A 14,948-nucleotide genomic window follows, 5' to 3' on the forward strand; every position below is an offset into this window, starting at 1 on the left:
GAAAATGATTACCGAGGTTTTCAAGGCGACAGTTCAGTATGGCGATCACAAGGGTACCGCTGCCGCGGACGACCATGACCGAGACACGCTCGAAGACTACTTCAGTGCCCGAGGGTTGATTGCGGAAGGGGACAGGATTGTCGGAGTGAAGATGTACTCCGGGGAGGTTCATGCAAACCGGCAGGAGCACCCGATTTACGTCACTGCGTATATCCTTTCGGCTGAAGGGTTTGATCAAGCGCAGCAGGAGCTTGAAAGCGCTGAGCCTGTTCCTGTGAGAGCGGTTAAAGCAGAAATGGAGCTTGCTGATTTCTTCGGCCTGTACAAGCGCTTTGAAATAGCTATCTCCCGCCACTCTGAACTGAATGGGCGCGAGATCCAGGTTTTTGATTGATGCTGAGCTTATGGTGTGGGTTCGAGTGATTGAGATTGCGCCATGAATTCCGCCACTTCCGTGGCATCCCGCTGAAAGCAGGCCAAGGCCGTGACAGCAGGGTGACAGCAAAAAGCCCCGATTAAACGGGGCTTTTTTGTGCCTAACGATCCCGCCTCGGTCGCACGCCAAGAACTGACGCATCAGGGGTATCCTCAGAAATGAGGAGCCCCACTAGGCCTTATTTCAAGGTGCTTACGCCATTGGCGGAAGCGGCTTGCCATACGCACTGCCCCACATTCTCGGCGGCTTTCTTCATCTCGTTTTCCAGGCGCCTGGTTCCGAACGCCTGCTCACTGGCCGGCATGCCGTCGTAGATGACGACGCCCGTTACCCTGGCCATCAGTCTGGCCAATTCATGCCTTCTCTCTCTAAATTCCTTGCCGGTTCCAGTGCACAGTTGCTGCGCCAAGGACTGGATCAGGACCTCTCGCAGCTTGTCCGCAAGCTCAATCCGCTCCTCAAGGGTCATGTACGCCTCCAAAGCAATCCACCCTGCTGGGTTTCTCGATGTATCACGTCGCGAATCTGCTCGGTGACAGCCTCGCTTATAGCGCCGGCCTGCCGCCGCGCCGCCTCATCACTCATACCAGACTGGGCCTGCACTGTGATTGGCGCGTTGATTGTGATGCCGCCGGAGCGACCCGCGCCGGAACCGGCGTCGCCGGCATTGCGCAGGTACTGGGTCAGGTCGCGGTTCTGGTTCGGGTTCAGCACCCGCTCCCCGCCATCGAGGAGCCAGGTGCCCTCTCGCGGAATGTTGTCCATGCCGTCGTGCGCCATACCCATGAGTGCAGAGGATGCGACGCCCGCCACCATTGGTGCGGTAGCAGCTGCGGCGGTGAACGCAGCAGCTGGCGCCAACGCCGGTCCGTACACCGGGATCGCTGCCGTCGAGGCGTAGGCCGCGAGTTGAGCCTGAAATGCTGTGGCCTGTGCGTTGGCAACCAAGCCCATGCCCGCCATTGATTGAGTGCTCTTGCCCACCAAAAGCTGAACGGCCTGATACACCAGCCACTGGGCTGCCATGTCCGCCAAAGTGTCGATCATCGCCTTCCCGAACCCGGCCACCATGTCCCCCAAAGCGTCGCCGACATCCGCAGAGCCGGTAGCCACATCGGAGAGGAACGAGCCAAGCTCGCTTCTGGCGCTGCCAAGCACAGTGCTAGTGGCATCGGATGCCATGGCTGCGTAGTTCATCGCCGCGTCGGCGTAGTCGGCCCAGGCGCCAGCCATGCCCTTCATCCAGTCGGACTGGGCCTCATCGATCAGCGCCCAGCCTTCCTGCATGGCCTCCAGTTGCTCGGGCTGGTACTCCTCGATCAGCGCGATCTGGTTTTCCAGGTCTCGGCGGCGCAGGGCGTCCGAGGTAGTAGCCAGCTCGGTGCGCAGGCCCAGAATCTTGTCGTTGTTCTCCTGCTCGAGCTGCAGCCGCTCCTGATAACGGCCCGCCTCCTTACTGCCCATGCCGATTGAGTCGGCAGCGAGCTGGTACTGGGCCTTCTGGTTGGCAAGGCCCTTCTCCAGTTCGGCTTGGTACTTCATCTGCTCGACCAGGCCGCTGGATGCTTGGATCGCATCGTTGAACCCGCGCGCCACCCACTCAGTGCCTTGGGCGTACTCCTGCTGGCTGATCTTGCCGTTCTTCATCAGCAGGCCCAGTTGGGCGGTTTTCTCCTTAAAGTCATCCACCGCGGCGCCTGCCGGGTCGTACTGCTGCTTGAGCTGGGCGAAGCCACTGGCTGCCGTCTTCAGCGTGCTCTCAAGCTGCTTGGCTTCCTGCTGCTGGCCAGGCGTCACGGCATTGAACGAGCCGGCGCCACCACTACGCATCTGCTCCATCAGAGAGGCCAGTTCTTTGACCTGGTTGGTCGCCCCCTCCCCGGGCTTCTGATCGAAGCCTTTCATCAGGTCGCCATAGCCCTGGGCCAGGTCCGCCATGTGCGCCCTGGCATCGCTTAGCGTCTTGCCCATTTCGCCACTGTTCTTGAAGGCGTTGTAGACCCGCACCGGGGGTAAGTACCTATCCCACCAACTGGCCTCCTCGCCGCCGACCATAGCGTTATCCAGATCGGAGAGGGTTTTGAGTCCGTAGCCCAGCATGTGGATGCCGCCAACCGTGCCCACCGCAAACTTGCCCAGGGCCTGGAAGCTGGCGGCCAGATCGTCGGAGACCTTCTTAGCCATCACGCCATTGATGGTCGCATCGTTGAGCCTGGTGGCAAAGTTGGCAAGTGTGGGCAGCAGGGCGCTGGTGAGCTGATTACTCAACCCGCTGACGGACTGCTCGATCAGCCAGTTCGCGGCGCGCAGTTCCTGGCCGGCGCGGATGGTCTTCTCATCCATGATGGCGCCCGCTGCTGCGGCTGCATCGCCGAATCGCTGGAACCCCTCGGCGTTGTTCCGTAGGAGCGGCAGCAGCGCGGTCGCATCGCTGGCAATCGCTTCCAGGTAGAAGGTCATGTCCGACTGGCTGACCTTCGCCTTCTCCAGGCTCGACACGTACAGCCCCAGAGCCTGGCTACCGCTCAGGTTCCTGAACTCATCCGCCGTAACGCCGACCTTTGGCGCGATCTGCTCGAAGAAGTCGATCATCCCGCCGCCGCCCGTGTTCAGGTAGTCGCCAACCTTGTCGTTCACATCCTTCAGGATGTCGGCCAGCTTGTCCTGCTCGATGCCGACCGCCTTCGCGCCAGCAGACCACCTCTGGAAGTCGGTGGTGCTCACGTTGGCTATGGCTGAGAGGTTGCTGATTTCCGCCGCGCTGCGCATCGCTGAGGCGGCGATGGCGGTCATAGCGGTGACGCCTGCGGCAAGGCCGGCGCCGACCAGCTTGCCCGCTTTGGTGGCGCTGTCGCTGATGTGCTTCATGCGCTGGTCAGTGATGCGGGCGGCTCGATTTATGCCCTGCTCGAATCCGCCGATGCGGGCGATCAGGTCAAGAGTGAGCGCGCCGAGTGATCGTGTAGCCATGATGGCCTCCGGTGTTAAAGCGTTAACTTCTCGGTGTTAAAGGTGTTAACACTGTTAACGCCTCCTGAGCACCTCAGAAGGGCCTTAAGCCCACGGTTTATGTGTCTTTCGGCCCTATGCACGTTCGGCATGGTGTTAACGCGGAATTAACATTTTTTGTTAATCGGGGAAAAAATCTGTGCGTGGGGTTGGAGGTGGTCTAGTGATGTGGAGCCCCCAAGGTTTCACACCCCCTCCCACCTCCTCGGCCTTCTTGACCGAGTCGTGGCACCACCTGGCGGTTGGTCAGTAGTCAGGTGGCGTGAAGGGCGGCGCGCTGCGAATCGCTTCGAGCGCCTCGGCGGGCGTCTTCCCCTCTGCCAGCAGCCGATCAATCTCCCGGCTCAGTTGCTCCCGCTCTTGCATCTGGCGCAGTAGTGCGCGGCTGTGAGCAATCTGGTTGAGTGCCCGTTGGATTGGCTTGGGCAGATGTACGTTGGTCATGATGTTCTCCAGGTAAATGAAAAGGCCCGCGAGCGCGGGCCAGTGACGAATCACCCCTGAAAGGAAATAGAGGCTTCGACTGCTGCGGTTATTGAGCTCGTGGCACTCACAGCTAACCCACGCTCGCCGCTAGCTCAGGGTGACCAGACGAGTAGCAGACGGCGCGAACACAGCCAGGCCGGCGCGCAGCTCCGCGAGGATGGTCACCAGGTTGCGCTTGAAGTTGTCCCCGTCGTTGCGGCTTGCCTCGACAGTGACCTCTTGACGGTCCAGCAGCGCGGCGACGCTGGTATCGAGGATCAGCGCCTTGCCTTGCGGCATGCCGTTGGTGACAACGACCGGTGTGCCCCACAGGCTTGGCGGTGCCGGATCACGCGGGGTGCCGATCACGTACTGCCCGTCGCCCTCGTCGGCCCGCTCACTCTCGATGGCGAACCAGTCACGGGGGTTCATCACGATTACGGTCGGATTCCAGCCATCGGCCTTGAGGTCAGTGAGCGCGGCGCCAATGCGGTCAGCAGGCTTGCCGACGGTGACCCCTGCGGCCTGGGCCTGGGCATTGAACCCGAGGATCTCGCCTGGTCCGCCGGCGCCACGAATCAGCTCGGCCTCCAGCTTCTGCCGCACGCCAACCCCCATCAGCATGTCGATCTGGCCGCTGAGCTGTTCGTTGTCCTGGAGCACTTGGAGGCTGGCGGGAATCCAGGTAGCGATGGTGGCGATCTCGGCGCGTTCAAGCTTGGTCGGCACCGAGCCTTCGGCCTTCTGTTCGCCCTCTTCCTTCTGGTAGTCGGCGCCGTTGATGTAGCCGTCCAGGCGCACATATTCGAAGGTTGCGCTGGTCACCGGGATGATGGGCAGGACGTCCAGCAGGCTGAGGCGCGGCTGGGGAATGCCGCGAATTCCACCACCGTCACGCTGGGGTGCAGTCGGGTAGCTGGTGGAGCCGGTGCCGCCCTTGCCGGGATTGGTGATTGCAGCACGGATACCGGCCACGCAATTGATTTGCCCCGTGGACTTCTGGCCGGCGCGCAGGCTGCTGACGCCCTCTGCATCCACCACCTGAGCGCTGATGATGTTGGGGGTGTCGCCGGCCTGGGTGCTTGCTTGGCCCGGGCGACCTGCGGCGATTTTTTGTTCGACTTCGAGCAGGCGAGCGCTGATCTCGGCCTGCTTTTCGTTCGAAGCGGATTGGAAGTCCGTGATCTTCGCGGTGATCGTACCGAGGTGCTGATTCAGTTGGGTCAGGTCTTGCTGATAGGGGTCGGGCATGAGTCTCTCCGGGGCGTTGAATTCATGCCATTCACCCTATGCGCGCACGCCCACATCGGTCATGCAAACAACTCCCCGTTGTCCCTCGCCTTCATGCGGTTTCGCTCACGAAGGCTCGGATATCGGCGATGCGGTAGAAGCGCCGGTTGCCCCGGCGAACGAAGGGAAGCACTCCAAGCCCCTTGGCTGCCTGCTGTCGCATATGGGCGTGCGAATAGCCGAGGAGATCGGCAGCCACCCGCTCAGGGATCAACCCGCCCAGCAGCGGAGTAATGCCCATGTCTGCGAGCCGAGCGCAGATCTCGGCGTCAAGGTCGGTCATGCTGGCCTCCTGCGGCTGGGTGTACAGCAGAGCCCAGGCCCAACTCGCGGGCGATCTCTTCCACCGTGGCGCCACGCTCCAAGGCACGCATTGCATCGCGGACCAACTGATTGAGCACTTCGTCTTCAAACCGCCGCACCATGATGTCTGCCTTGCGGGTGATGAGTAGCACCAGGTCGTGCGGCAGCGATTGGCGCGGGGCGGGCCGGCGAATTCTGGTCATTGCATACTCCCCTGTGATGGATCTAGGTTTTCGCTGGACGCCACGTCAGCCGTGGCCTTTAGCGGTTTCTGGTGGATTTCCTGTCCCGGCTCTGTCTCACCCGTGAGTACGCTCAATCCCAGCGGATCTAACTGGTTGTGCCAGCGCTCCAGGGCGTCACGTTTCAGGGCCTCGGCGGTCGTGTGGATGTAGGTGGCGTCCATGTTGCGCAGCGCGTGGTTGACCAGCATTTCCCCCACCAGGTAATCGACGCCCAGGTCCATCCAGGCTGTTCGGGCCAGCTTGCGCACATCGTGGCTGGTCCACTCCCGGCGACTCAGGCGCACGAAGATTTCACTGGCGGCAGTCGGCCCCAGCGGTCCGCTACGGGCGGCGGGGAACACGTGGCCACCGCGATATCCGCGCTTGGCTTGGGACGCCTGATATCGGATCAGCAGGGCCACGGCTTGGCGGGTCAGCGGCAGCGTGTGGTCCTGCTTGGTCTTGGTGTCCGCACTGGGTATGAACCACTGCCCACCAGCCAAATCAACGTTGCGCCACAGCGCACACCGGGTTTCCCCGAGGCGGGTGCCGTGCAGCAGCATCATCACCGCCAGCATCGCTTCGGCAGGCTCTTGCTCGAAGTGGTCGGCCAGTTGCGCCAGCAGCCCCGGCAGATCCTTTTCGCGCAGCCGTGAGGTCTTGGGCTTGATCTTGGCCGCGACGAAATCGCCGAAGCGCAGCGAGCCCATTGGGTTGTGCTCGATAAGGCCCAGGCGATGGGCCTGGCGCATGGCGACAGCCAGGACGTTGTAGACCAGCCGCACGAAGGACAGCGCGTAACGCTCCTGCAGAGGCCACATCAGCCGGCGATCCAACGTGCCTTTGTCGAGGTCGGCCAGGGGCAGATCGGCCAGCCGCGGCGACAGGTGGCAGGTGATCGCCGACTTCGCGCCGGCCTTGCGCTTGGCCGACAGGTTGCGGTCGCGCAGCATCCGGTCCCGATACCAGTCCAGTAGCTCGCCGACACGGCACCAGGTGCTGACGGTGGATTGCGCGTTGGCGTCCACGGCGCGACGGCTGAGGATCTGCGGAAGCGCCAGCAGCATGGCCTTTGCGGTCAGGCCCGGATAGTTGCCGGCTTTGCCCCATTTGCCGTTGACGACGACGTGCCAGGAGCCGCGTGCACGGTTCACGGACGAATAGCGAAAGCGCAGCTCGGGATAACGCTGATCGCGGAGCTGGCGCACTGCAGTGTTGGCCAGCTTGCGGATCTCCGCGTCGGTGAGGCTGACGTGTTTGGTGGTCATGATGGACGTTCCCAGTCGCATGGGGCTTTGACGCCCCGCTGATGGCAGAGCAGGAATTCCTGCTTAGAGAGTGAGCGTCGAGCGCTCGCCAACTGCTCGGCGAGCAGGCGGCGAGGTGCGGGAGATGCACCCGTCTGTTGATTGCGTGGAGTCATGGTCCCACCTCCGCACCTGGCCAGCGCACACACACGTCCGCCAACGCTTCGTCACGGGTGATCGGCTCGCTGATCATGGTGAACGGCCGGCACCCCGGTACCAGCACCGTCCAGTTGCAGCGGCGCTCTATTCCGTCGTTCGCCGCCAACTCGGCCAGCAGCGCGAGCCGATGGGCCTTGACGTACTTGCGCACGTCGTCGGTCAGCCTTGAGGCGGGGGAGATCCGCACTCGCATGCCTTGCTTTCTGGCCGTAAATCCACGCTCTAGCAGATAGTCGAGCGCGGCCATTACAGATCCTCCACGTCATCTTCAAGCGAAGGCGATGGGATAAATGCCGATGGCGGCACCTCAAGAAGTACTGGTGCCCTTTCGTCCATTCGTGCCCTTTTTTCCCATTCGTGCCCTTGTTCTTTCCCCGGCACGAATGGGGCACCAATGGGCACGAATGGTGGAAATGTCGAAAATGAACCGGTGGCCTCAGGGAGTGACCAGAGGGTTTTAATCTCTTTTCCGAAGCCCTCTCGTACCGTCACCACCGACAGCTTTTCGCGGGCGGTGCGGGTTTGCTTCGCGCTGTAGCCGTTCTCCGACATCAGGCCTTTGGCCTGCTTTCCGATCATCGGGCCATCTTTGAGGATTCGGCGTAATGCTTCTGATGGATCATCGTCATTCAGGCGGGTGTCATCGTCTGCCCCCTCCACGTCGCCCAGAATCTCCCGGGCTGACCCTTCGATCAGGTCACCCCATGCAACGTGTGTCGTCGTGATGTCGCCATCGATGATGCAAGTCTCGATGGTGTAGGAGACGCCACCCTCGTCGGTGCCGATGTTCGACTTTGCCCGCGCCAGCACGCGCAGGTCGGAGTCTTCCTGTTTGGCAGCCACCAGCACCGTTCGCGCCAGCGCAGAGAAAGCCTGTGAGCCAATCACCCGATCAGCCGGTGATGAGCCAGCGCCGCCCTTGGCAAAGTGAGAAATTCCCACGATGGCGCAAAGGTTCTGCTCCGCAAAGTCCACCACGCCCTGCAGCGCCCGGCGCACGTCGTTGGCCTTGTGCATGTCGCCCTTCACAGCGCTGACGATTGGGTCGAGCATCAGCAGCGACACACCGCCAATCTCGTTTGCCGTCTCTCGCAGCAGGGCAATGTCGTTGGCCGGGTCAAAGGGATCAGCGTCTCCCTGGGCGTTGGTGCGTCCTTGGATGATGTAGACGCGGCTCATGTCGGCGCCAGCAGCGGTCAATCTGGGAATCAGCGTATCGGCGGGTTCATCTTCGCTCGACCAGATCAGTGCATTGCCTGGCTCGCTGCAGCGGCTGCCGTCAGGCCAGCGCCCGCCCGTGGTGATGGTGGCGATCAGGCCGATCAGCAGTGTGGTTTTACCGGTACCGCCAGCGCCAGCGAGGATGTGCAGCTTCCCCTTGGCCAGCCAGCCGGGCCACAGCCAGCGGATGGCAACGGGCTTTATCGATGCAGCACTGGCCACCTTCACTTTCCATACTGCTGGCGCTGCCTCTCGGGTGATCGCGCTGAGTGGTTCTGTCCATTCTGCGGCAAATCGATCAGTCGTCATTTGACCCCCAGGCGCTGCTTGGCGAGGTTGAAGCGCACCAGGTCTTCACCTGCCAAGCTCCCCTGCTGCTGGAGTGATTGGCCGATCCGATAAATCATGCGCTCATGTTCAATCGCGGCCTTACTTGGTCCGCGCCGTGGTTGTTTTTCGCCGGGGAACAAGTCCCGCAACTCCAGGCCAATTGCCGAGACAATTTCTTTAGTTGTGCAGCCGGCCCAGCACTTGATCAACACAACGCCCTCCGAAGTCTCGCTAATTGCCAAGCTCGGATGTTTGTCGTTGTGTGCAGGGCAGCAGGCTTTCCACTTTTCGGCGCCAGCGGACTTAACTTTTTCCAACCGGTTAAGCACTTTATCCAGGCAAGCCGATTCCATCGGCACAAGTGCGCCGTTTTGAATGTTCATGGTTATGCTCCCGGCTTAACTTCGGGCAAGCGGGCGGTAGCCTCGGCACCGGTATCAGTCAAGTTGCTGATAAGAGATCCGAGACTTTCGAGCATCCAGCCAATATCTGTTACGGCACTTGCGTTTAGGCCCACCTGGTCATTTGAAGCAGCACATGCCAATAGGTTGCCAATGCCCGAAATTCCATGGGCGAGGATGGCTACACAGTCATTTGACGCTTGCCCTGCTGCGTCCAGTTCTTCCGCAGACATTTCTTTCATGGTTTTACGGCTAGGTAGAAGGGCGTTCCAGTTGGCACCGGCCATTACAGACCCCCTTCGGCTTCAAGGGCGCGGGCTTGATCCATGTGGTGGTTGTAGCGCTTCAAGCGGACGGAAAGGGACGAGTTTGCGCGGAGAGCGCTCAGAGCCATGCGGCGGTGAGCCAGGGCGCGGATGTTGGACGGAATGAGGGCGTGCATGGGCGTAGCTCCTTTTGCTGTTGAGGAGCTGCCACGATCCTTCCTACGGGATTGGGTGGCAGCTATGCGTGGGGTAGGAATACCGGGGCAAAAGGGTCCCGGCCAGACCGAAGTCTGCCCACGCACAGCCGCCATAAAGCAGGAATGCGGGCACAAAAAAAGCGCCTGCAATCGAAATGGGGCGCCGTGCGCCTTTTGCTTACTCGGGTTCCTACGCCCGGTCGCTGAATTTGCAGCGACAGGCGGACCATAGCCGCGAAGCTCATCGCAAGCAACCGATTTCTTCATTCGTGCCCATTGGTGCCCCATTCGTGCCGGGGAAAGAACAAGGGCACGAATGGGAAAAAAGGGCACCAATGGACGAAAGGGCATGAATGGAGCGGCGAAAGTCATCACGCCACCTCCCCACGGCTGGCTGCGATCTGCTCATCACACCAGGCATGAATCTCGGCCTCGATCCACACTACCGACTTCGGGCCAAGGGTGACTTGCTTGGGGAACGCGCCAGCGGCGATACGGCGGTAAATCTCGGTACAGGACAGGCCGGTGATCGACTCTACGTCCTGGCGCTTGATGAAGCGGCGAGCGGGTGGGGTGGTGTTGGTAGGGTTAGCCATCGTCTGCGCCTCCTTGGGCGGTTTCGGTAATCGACGGTGGCAATGCTGGCGTGTGGTGATCGGGGAGTCATTGCAACTGCAAAAATCAGTTTTGCAGTTGCAATTGCAGTCAGGCTTTCGCGGCCTTCGCTTCGGTGAGTTTGCGGTTGGCCTGGGAGAACATTTTTTCTAGGTTGCTCTTGCTGAGTCCTCGAAGGTCGTAGTTATCGAGTATCTCGTCTATCAAGGATGACTGGTTGCGGTTCTTGGTTTCGCCGTTGGTTGCTATTTCGACCAGTGCTGCGACAGCGAGAGCAAATGACGGGGCTTCTTGTGCTGCCTGCATCATAATGGCTGGTGCTTGCTTTATAGGCCGGTCATCACCAGGAGGGAAGTTGTATAACGTCATCGAGGATATGCAGTTGTCGTTTGGCCGGACTCTCCCTTTTGGTGCTTGAACGGGTTTGTCGTCATTTGCAGACTCTGCTAATTCATATATTTCTGAGGGTGATATGAAGCCTTCTTCGAAGTACGGCATGCTGTCGTGAATATCATTCAGAAAAGATTCGGTTGCATGATCTCTAAGCGCATAGAAACCGCCATCGTCATCCCTGAGAACATAGGCTCTACCACCGTCTCCTATATCTACTTGATCGGCGGGTATGTCGAACCCTACGCATAGTCCGCAGTCTTCGCCGGGCTTCATAAAGTAACGGCCTAGTTCGACTTGCTTTGCATGCTCTTTGGGGTCGAGTAAAGGTGTTAGTTTTACGATGGTGGCGAAGCAGTTAACCCTGGCAGTTATCCAGCCGTTGGTATACATCATTGAGATATCGTTCTCGGTCACTTCCTCATCGATAAGGCGCGAAAGAAGCACGGCAGCCTCTTTGGGAGAAATGCTGCTCTTGAACTTGCTCAGCTTGCTCATCAGGAAGCGCTCCGAATAGAAACCACATTCGCGCCAGCGCAAAGGGCGTCAATCTCATCTGCCCAGTTCTGCATCATTTCCCGTCGCTGCTCCAGGTAGTGCGCATGGTTGTAGGTGTCGCGGATCGAGTCTTGATCGCCGTGGGCCAGTTGCCGCTCGATCCAGTCGCGGTTATAGCCTCGGGTGTTCAGGCTGGTGCTCAGCAGATGGCGGAACCCGTGGCCAGTCTGGCGTCCCTCGTAACCCATCGTGGAAAGTGCCTTGTTTACAGTGTTCTCGCTCATTGGCCTAGAGCGATCGTTACGTCCAGGGAACGCGAGGGGATAGGTGCCGGTCAGTTCGTGCAGGGCACGCAGCAGGACCACGGCCTGGCGCGGGAGAGGGACGATGTGAGGGCGCCGTGCTTTCATCCGCGCCGCTGGGATTGTCCAGGTCGCTGACTCTAGGTCGAATTCGTCCCAGGGCGCCAGCCGCAGCTCACCTGGTCGCACTGCCGTCAGCAGTAGCAGGCGAACGGCGATCTTGCTGGTCAAGTCGCACTGAGCTGCCGCCAGCTTCTCCAGCAACTCCGGTAACTCGGCTTCGGATACGTGAGGATGATGGCGAGTGCGCGGGGCGTGCGCAGCTACGACGTCCAGATCGGTGGCTGGGTTGCCGGGCACCACGCCCTTGGCCAGACCGAAGCGGAATATCTGGCTCAGCCACTGGCGAACCTTGCGAGCGACATTGAACGCCTCGCGCTGCTCGATCTTGCGCACCAGGTCTACCAGTTCAGGGCGCTGGACCTCGGCGGCGGGCCGCTTGCCAATTACCGGGAAAATGTCTGACTCCAGGTACTGCAGGGCCTTCGACGCGGTGGCCGGTGCCCAGCGCGGTTGGTTGTAGCCGTACCACTCCCTCGCCAGCGATTCGAGCGTTAGGGCCTCGGCGGCGGCGGCAGCCTTTTCCTGCTGTTTATGGGCGCTTGGGTCAATGCCCTGCGCAAGCAACTTGCGTGCGGCATCCCGACGCTCGCGTGCCTGGGCGAGGGTGATCGCGGGGTAGGTGCCCAGGCCCAGCATCTTGGCCTTGCCCTCGAATCGGTAGCGAAGGCGCCACAGCTTTCCGCCGGCGGTTGTCACCTCAAGGCAAAGGCCCTGGGCGTCAGCGAGGCGATAGAGTTTGTCGCGGGGCTTGGCGGTGCGGATGGCGGTATCTGTGAGTGCCACGGGCGTTCCTCGCAGCGGCCGACCGGCGCAGGATTGCGGCCGATGTGTGAGTAGGATTCGGGACCGAACTCGTCCTACTCACAAATCTACTCACATACTTTCGGGCTTACAAGGGAATCACTGGGAACGATGGGCACAAAAAAACCGGCTCAGTGGCCGGTTTTCCTGGTGTTCCGGGTCTTTTTGGGACCGCTTGGAACTATGTGATGGTGCCCCGAGGGAGACTCGAACTCCCACTCCTTTCGAAAACGGATTTTGAATCCGCCGCGTCTACCAATTCCGCCATCAGGGCTTGTGGCGGCGAAGTATAGAGATGGGCATACCGTTGGTCAATCACGTTTCATGGTCAATTTTTCCGCTTTCGGCTAAACTTCCCGGCCCTGTCGATCCCGTACCCCCACTGCCATGCGCGTCGCCGATTTTTCCTTCGAACTCCCCGATTCCCTGATCGCCCGCCATCCACTGGCCGAACGGCGCGGTAGCCGGCTGCTGGTCCTCGATGGGCCAAGCGGCGCGCTGGCGCACAAGCAGTTCACCGATCTGCTCGATTATCTGCGCCCCGGCGACCTGATGGTGTTCAACAACACCCGGGTCATCCCGGCGCGTCTGTTCGGCCAGAAGGCCTCCGGCGGCAAGCTGGAGATTCTGGTGGAGCGGGTGCTGGACAGCCATCGCGTGCTGGCCCACGTGCGCTCGAGCAAGTCGCCCAAGCCAGGCACGCAGATTCTGGTGGACGGCGGCGGCGAAGCCGAGATGGTGGCGCGCCACGATACGTTGTTCGAGCTGCGCTTCGCCGAGGAGGTGCTGCCGCTGCTCGACCGGGTCGGGCACATGCCGTTGCCTCCTTATATAGACCGCCCCGACGAGGGCGCCGACCGCGAGCGCTATCAGACGGTCTACGCCGAACGCGCCGGTGCGGTGGCCGCGCCAACCGCGGGCCTGCATTTCGATGAAGAGCTCCTGGCGAAGATTGCCGAGAAGGGCGTCGACACGGCCTTCGTCACCCTGCACGTCGGTGCTGGCACGTTCCAGCCGGTGCGGGTCGAGCGCATCGAAGACCACCATATGCATAAAGAGTGGCTGGAAGTCGGCCAGGATGTGGTCGATGCCGTGGCCGCCTGCCGCGCGCGCGGTGGTCGGGTGGTGGCGGTGGGCACCACCAGCGTGCGCTCGCTGGAAAGCGCTGCGCGCGATGGCGTGCTCAAGCCGTTCAGCGGCGACACCGATATCTTTATCTTCCCGGGCCGGCCGTTCCATGTGGTCGACGCCCTGGTCACCAACTTCCATTTGCCCGAGTCCACGCTGCTGATGCTGGTTTCGGCCTTCGCCGGTTACCCGGAAACCATGGCGGCCTACGCGGCGGCGGTGGAAAACGGCTACCGCTTCTTCAGTTACGGTGATGCGATGTTCATCACCCGCAATCCGGCGCCACGCGGGCCCGAGGATCAAGCATGAGTCGCACCTGTCGTATGTCCTTCGAGTTGCTGGCCACCGACGGCAAGGCCCGTCGCGGCCGCCTGACGTTCCCCCGTGGCACCGTGGAAACCCCGGCGTTCATGCCAGTGGGCACCTATGGCACGGTCAAGGGCATGCTGCCGCGGGACATCGAGGCCATCGGCGCCGAGATGATCCTCGGCAACACCTTCCACCTGTGGCTGCGCCCGGGTACCGAGGTGATCAAGGCCCACGGCGACCTGCACGATTTCATGCAGTGGAAAGGCCCGATCCTCACCGACTCCGGCGGTTTCCAGGTGTTCAGCCTGGGCGCGATGCGCAAGATCAAGGAGGAGGGGGTGACCTTCGCCTCGCCGGTGGACGGCTCCAAGGTGTTCATGGGCCCGGAAGAGTCGATGCAGGTCCAGCGTGACCTGGGCTCGGACGTGGTGATGATTTTCGACGAATGCACGCCATACCCGGCCGACGAAGACGTCGCGCGGGTGTCGATGGAGCTGTCGCTGCGCTGGGCCCAGCGCTCGAAGAACGCCCACGGCGACAACACCGCAGCGCTGTTCGGCATCGTCCAGGGCGGCATGCACCAGAACCTGCGCATGCGCTCGCTGGAAGGCCTGGACAAGATCGGCTTCGACGGCCTGGCCATCGGCGGCCTGTCGGTAGGCGAGCCGAAGCACGAAATGATCAAGGTGCTGGACTATCTGCCAGGCCTGATGCCCGCTGACAAACCTCGTTACCTTATGGGGGTTGGCAAGCCGGAAGATCTTGTTGAGGGTGTGCGCCGCGGTGTCGACATGTTCGATTGCGTGATGCCCACTCGCAATGCGCGAAATGGTCATCTGTTCATCGATACCGGCGTCCTGAAAATCCGCAACGCGTTCCATCGTCATGATGATTCGCCGCTGGACCCGACCTGCGATTGCTATACCTGCCAGAACTTCTCCCGCGCTTATCTGCATCATCTGGATAAATGCGGCGAAATGTTGGGCAGCATGTTGAATACGATCCATAACTTGCGTCATTACCAGCGCCTGATGGCTGGTTTGCGCGAGGCTATTCAACAAGGTACATTGGCCGCCTTTGTCGATGCCTTTTACGCCAAGCGCGGGCTGCCTGTGCCGCCCTTGGACTGATGTTCCGTCGATCCTGACAAATACAATTTTGCAACTTGGAGTGC

Annotated in this window: 18 protein-coding genes and 1 tRNA gene; 3 read left to right on the forward strand and 16 right to left on the reverse strand. The window is 61.1% G+C overall.

From position 1 onward, the window contains the following. Nucleotides 1-4 precede the first annotated feature (4 nt). On the forward strand, nucleotides 5-394 hold the full coding sequence (locus HWV67_RS09315; RefSeq protein WP_175651021.1) for a hypothetical protein: 390 nt from the start codon (nucleotides 5-7) through the stop codon (nucleotides 392-394). A gap of 220 nt (nucleotides 395-614) precedes the next feature. Here the strand turns inward: HWV67_RS09315 and HWV67_RS09320 are convergent, their stop codons facing one another. The 16 genes from HWV67_RS09320 to HWV67_RS09395 all read right to left on the reverse strand — a co-directional run bounded on the left by HWV67_RS09320 (nucleotide 615) and on the right by HWV67_RS09395 (nucleotide 12,611). Further along, nucleotides 615-905, reverse strand: a complete 291-nt coding sequence (locus tag HWV67_RS09320) for a hypothetical protein (protein ID WP_175651022.1) — start codon at nucleotides 903-905, stop codon at nucleotides 615-617. After that, complete coding sequence (locus tag HWV67_RS09325; protein ID WP_175651023.1) at nucleotides 902-3,406, reverse strand: phage tail tape measure C-terminal domain-containing protein; 2,505 nt, start codon at nucleotides 3,404-3,406, stop codon at nucleotides 902-904. The genes HWV67_RS09320 and HWV67_RS09325 overlap by 4 nt, the downstream gene beginning before the upstream one ends. A gap of 285 nt (nucleotides 3,407-3,691) precedes the next feature. Further along, entirely contained in the window at nucleotides 3,692-3,889 is a 198-nt protein-coding gene (locus tag HWV67_RS09330) for a hypothetical protein (protein ID WP_175651024.1), read from the reverse strand. 129 nt (nucleotides 3,890-4,018) lie between these two features. Next, nucleotides 4,019-5,161 (reverse strand): phage major capsid protein, encoded by a 1,143-nt coding sequence (locus HWV67_RS09335; RefSeq protein ID WP_175651025.1) that lies wholly within the window; start codon nucleotides 5,159-5,161, stop codon nucleotides 4,019-4,021. 91 nt (nucleotides 5,162-5,252) lie between these two features. Then, nucleotides 5,253-5,483: a DNA-binding protein gene (locus HWV67_RS09340; protein ID WP_175651026.1), complete on the reverse strand. Its 231-nt coding sequence runs from the start codon at nucleotides 5,481-5,483 to the stop codon at nucleotides 5,253-5,255. Further along, the gene (locus tag HWV67_RS09345) at nucleotides 5,470-5,706 is read right to left on the reverse strand and encodes a hypothetical protein (protein ID WP_175651027.1); all 237 of its coding nucleotides are present in this window, start codon (nucleotides 5,704-5,706) and stop codon (nucleotides 5,470-5,472) included. The genes HWV67_RS09340 and HWV67_RS09345 overlap by 14 nt, the downstream gene beginning before the upstream one ends. Further along, nucleotides 5,703-6,995: a tyrosine-type recombinase/integrase gene (locus tag HWV67_RS09350; protein ID WP_175651028.1), complete on the reverse strand. Its 1,293-nt coding sequence runs from the start codon at nucleotides 6,993-6,995 to the stop codon at nucleotides 5,703-5,705. The genes HWV67_RS09345 and HWV67_RS09350 overlap by 4 nt, the downstream gene beginning before the upstream one ends. Nucleotides 6,996-7,146: 151 nt before the next feature. Next, nucleotides 7,147-7,440, reverse strand: coding sequence for a hypothetical protein (locus HWV67_RS09355; RefSeq protein WP_175651029.1), 294 nt, complete (start codon nucleotides 7,438-7,440; stop codon nucleotides 7,147-7,149). Then, nucleotides 7,440-8,723 carry an AAA family ATPase gene (locus HWV67_RS09360; RefSeq protein WP_175651030.1) on the reverse strand — a complete coding sequence of 428 codons (1,284 nt, stop codon included), beginning with the start codon at nucleotides 8,721-8,723 and terminating at the stop codon, nucleotides 7,440-7,442. Before HWV67_RS09360 ends, HWV67_RS09355 begins: the two co-directional genes overlap by 1 nt. After that, nucleotides 8,720-9,127, reverse strand: a complete 408-nt coding sequence (locus HWV67_RS09365) for a virulence-associated protein E (RefSeq protein ID WP_175651031.1) — start codon at nucleotides 9,125-9,127, stop codon at nucleotides 8,720-8,722. Before HWV67_RS09365 ends, HWV67_RS09360 begins: the two co-directional genes overlap by 4 nt. A gap of 2 nt (nucleotides 9,128-9,129) precedes the next feature. Then, nucleotides 9,130-9,432: a hypothetical protein gene (locus HWV67_RS09370; RefSeq protein ID WP_175651032.1), complete on the reverse strand. Its 303-nt coding sequence runs from the start codon at nucleotides 9,430-9,432 to the stop codon at nucleotides 9,130-9,132. Continuing rightward, nucleotides 9,432-9,587, reverse strand: coding sequence for a hypothetical protein (locus tag HWV67_RS31650; protein WP_256680072.1), 156 nt, complete (start codon nucleotides 9,585-9,587; stop codon nucleotides 9,432-9,434). Before HWV67_RS31650 ends, HWV67_RS09370 begins: the two co-directional genes overlap by 1 nt. A gap of 392 nt (nucleotides 9,588-9,979) precedes the next feature. Then, nucleotides 9,980-10,204: a helix-turn-helix transcriptional regulator gene (locus HWV67_RS09380; protein WP_175651034.1), complete on the reverse strand. Its 225-nt coding sequence runs from the start codon at nucleotides 10,202-10,204 to the stop codon at nucleotides 9,980-9,982. A gap of 109 nt (nucleotides 10,205-10,313) precedes the next feature. Then, entirely contained in the window at nucleotides 10,314-11,111 is a 798-nt protein-coding gene (locus HWV67_RS09385; RefSeq protein ID WP_175651035.1) for a hypothetical protein, read from the reverse strand. After that, nucleotides 11,111-12,319, reverse strand: coding sequence for a tyrosine-type recombinase/integrase (locus tag HWV67_RS09390; RefSeq protein WP_175651036.1), 1,209 nt, complete (start codon nucleotides 12,317-12,319; stop codon nucleotides 11,111-11,113). Before HWV67_RS09390 ends, HWV67_RS09385 begins: the two co-directional genes overlap by 1 nt. 207 nt (nucleotides 12,320-12,526) lie before the next feature. After that, a tRNA-Leu gene (locus HWV67_RS09395) sits at nucleotides 12,527-12,611 on the reverse strand. A 113-nt stretch (nucleotides 12,612-12,724) separates the two neighbouring features. Here HWV67_RS09395 and queA point away from each other — a divergent pair. Both queA and tgt read left to right on the forward strand, forming a co-directional pair. Continuing rightward, the gene (gene queA, locus HWV67_RS09400) at nucleotides 12,725-13,774 is read left to right on the forward strand and encodes a tRNA preQ1(34) S-adenosylmethionine ribosyltransferase-isomerase QueA (protein ID WP_095159527.1); all 1,050 of its coding nucleotides are present in this window, start codon (nucleotides 12,725-12,727) and stop codon (nucleotides 13,772-13,774) included. Nucleotides 13,775-13,788: 14 nt separating this feature from the next. Continuing rightward, the gene (tgt, locus tag HWV67_RS09405) at nucleotides 13,789-14,904 is read left to right on the forward strand and encodes a tRNA guanosine(34) transglycosylase Tgt (protein WP_175651912.1); all 1,116 of its coding nucleotides are present in this window, start codon (nucleotides 13,789-13,791) and stop codon (nucleotides 14,902-14,904) included. The last annotated feature ends 44 nt before the right edge of the window (nucleotides 14,905-14,948 follow it).

This window comes from Pseudomonas sp. Marseille-P9899 (genome assembly GCF_903166565.1).
In the GTDB taxonomy this organism is placed as follows: domain Bacteria; phylum Pseudomonadota; class Gammaproteobacteria; order Pseudomonadales; family Pseudomonadaceae; genus Aquipseudomonas; species Aquipseudomonas huaxiensis.

Coding starts and splice junctions, on each gene's coding strand:
- HWV67_RS31650 (WP_256680072.1), bottom strand. CDS start 9,587: ATGCACGCCCTCATTCCGTCCAACATCCGCGCCCTGGCTCACCGCCGC.
- HWV67_RS09385 (WP_175651035.1), bottom strand. CDS start 11,111: ATGAGCAAGCTGAGCAAGTTCAAGAGCAGCATTTCTCCCAAAGAGGCT.
- HWV67_RS09380 (WP_175651034.1), bottom strand. CDS start 10,204: ATGGCTAACCCTACCAACACCACCCCACCCGCTCGCCGCTTCATCAAG.
- tgt (WP_175651912.1), top strand. CDS start 13,789: ATGTCCTTCGAGTTGCTGGCCACCGACGGCAAGGCCCGTCGCGGCCGC.
- HWV67_RS09325 (WP_175651023.1), bottom strand. CDS start 3,406: ATGGCTACACGATCACTCGGCGCGCTCACTCTTGACCTGATCGCCCGC.
- HWV67_RS09320 (WP_175651022.1), bottom strand. CDS start 905: ATGACCCTTGAGGAGCGGATTGAGCTTGCGGACAAGCTGCGAGAGGTC.
- HWV67_RS09340 (WP_175651026.1), bottom strand. CDS start 5,483: ATGACCGACCTTGACGCCGAGATCTGCGCTCGGCTCGCAGACATGGGC.
- queA (WP_095159527.1), top strand. CDS start 12,725: ATGCGCGTCGCCGATTTTTCCTTCGAACTCCCCGATTCCCTGATCGCC.
- HWV67_RS09360 (WP_175651030.1), bottom strand. CDS start 8,723: ATGACGACTGATCGATTTGCCGCAGAATGGACAGAACCACTCAGCGCG.
- HWV67_RS09355 (WP_175651029.1), bottom strand. CDS start 7,440: ATGGCCGCGCTCGACTATCTGCTAGAGCGTGGATTTACGGCCAGAAAG.
- HWV67_RS09335 (WP_175651025.1), bottom strand. CDS start 5,161: ATGCCCGACCCCTATCAGCAAGACCTGACCCAACTGAATCAGCACCTC.
- HWV67_RS09350 (WP_175651028.1), bottom strand. CDS start 6,995: ATGACCACCAAACACGTCAGCCTCACCGACGCGGAGATCCGCAAGCTG.
- HWV67_RS09345 (WP_175651027.1), bottom strand. CDS start 5,706: ATGACCAGAATTCGCCGGCCCGCCCCGCGCCAATCGCTGCCGCACGAC.
- HWV67_RS09370 (WP_175651032.1), bottom strand. CDS start 9,432: ATGGCCGGTGCCAACTGGAACGCCCTTCTACCTAGCCGTAAAACCATG.
- HWV67_RS09315 (WP_175651021.1), top strand. CDS start 5: ATGATTACCGAGGTTTTCAAGGCGACAGTTCAGTATGGCGATCACAAG.
- HWV67_RS09365 (WP_175651031.1), bottom strand. CDS start 9,127: ATGAACATTCAAAACGGCGCACTTGTGCCGATGGAATCGGCTTGCCTG.
- HWV67_RS09330 (WP_175651024.1), bottom strand. CDS start 3,889: ATGACCAACGTACATCTGCCCAAGCCAATCCAACGGGCACTCAACCAG.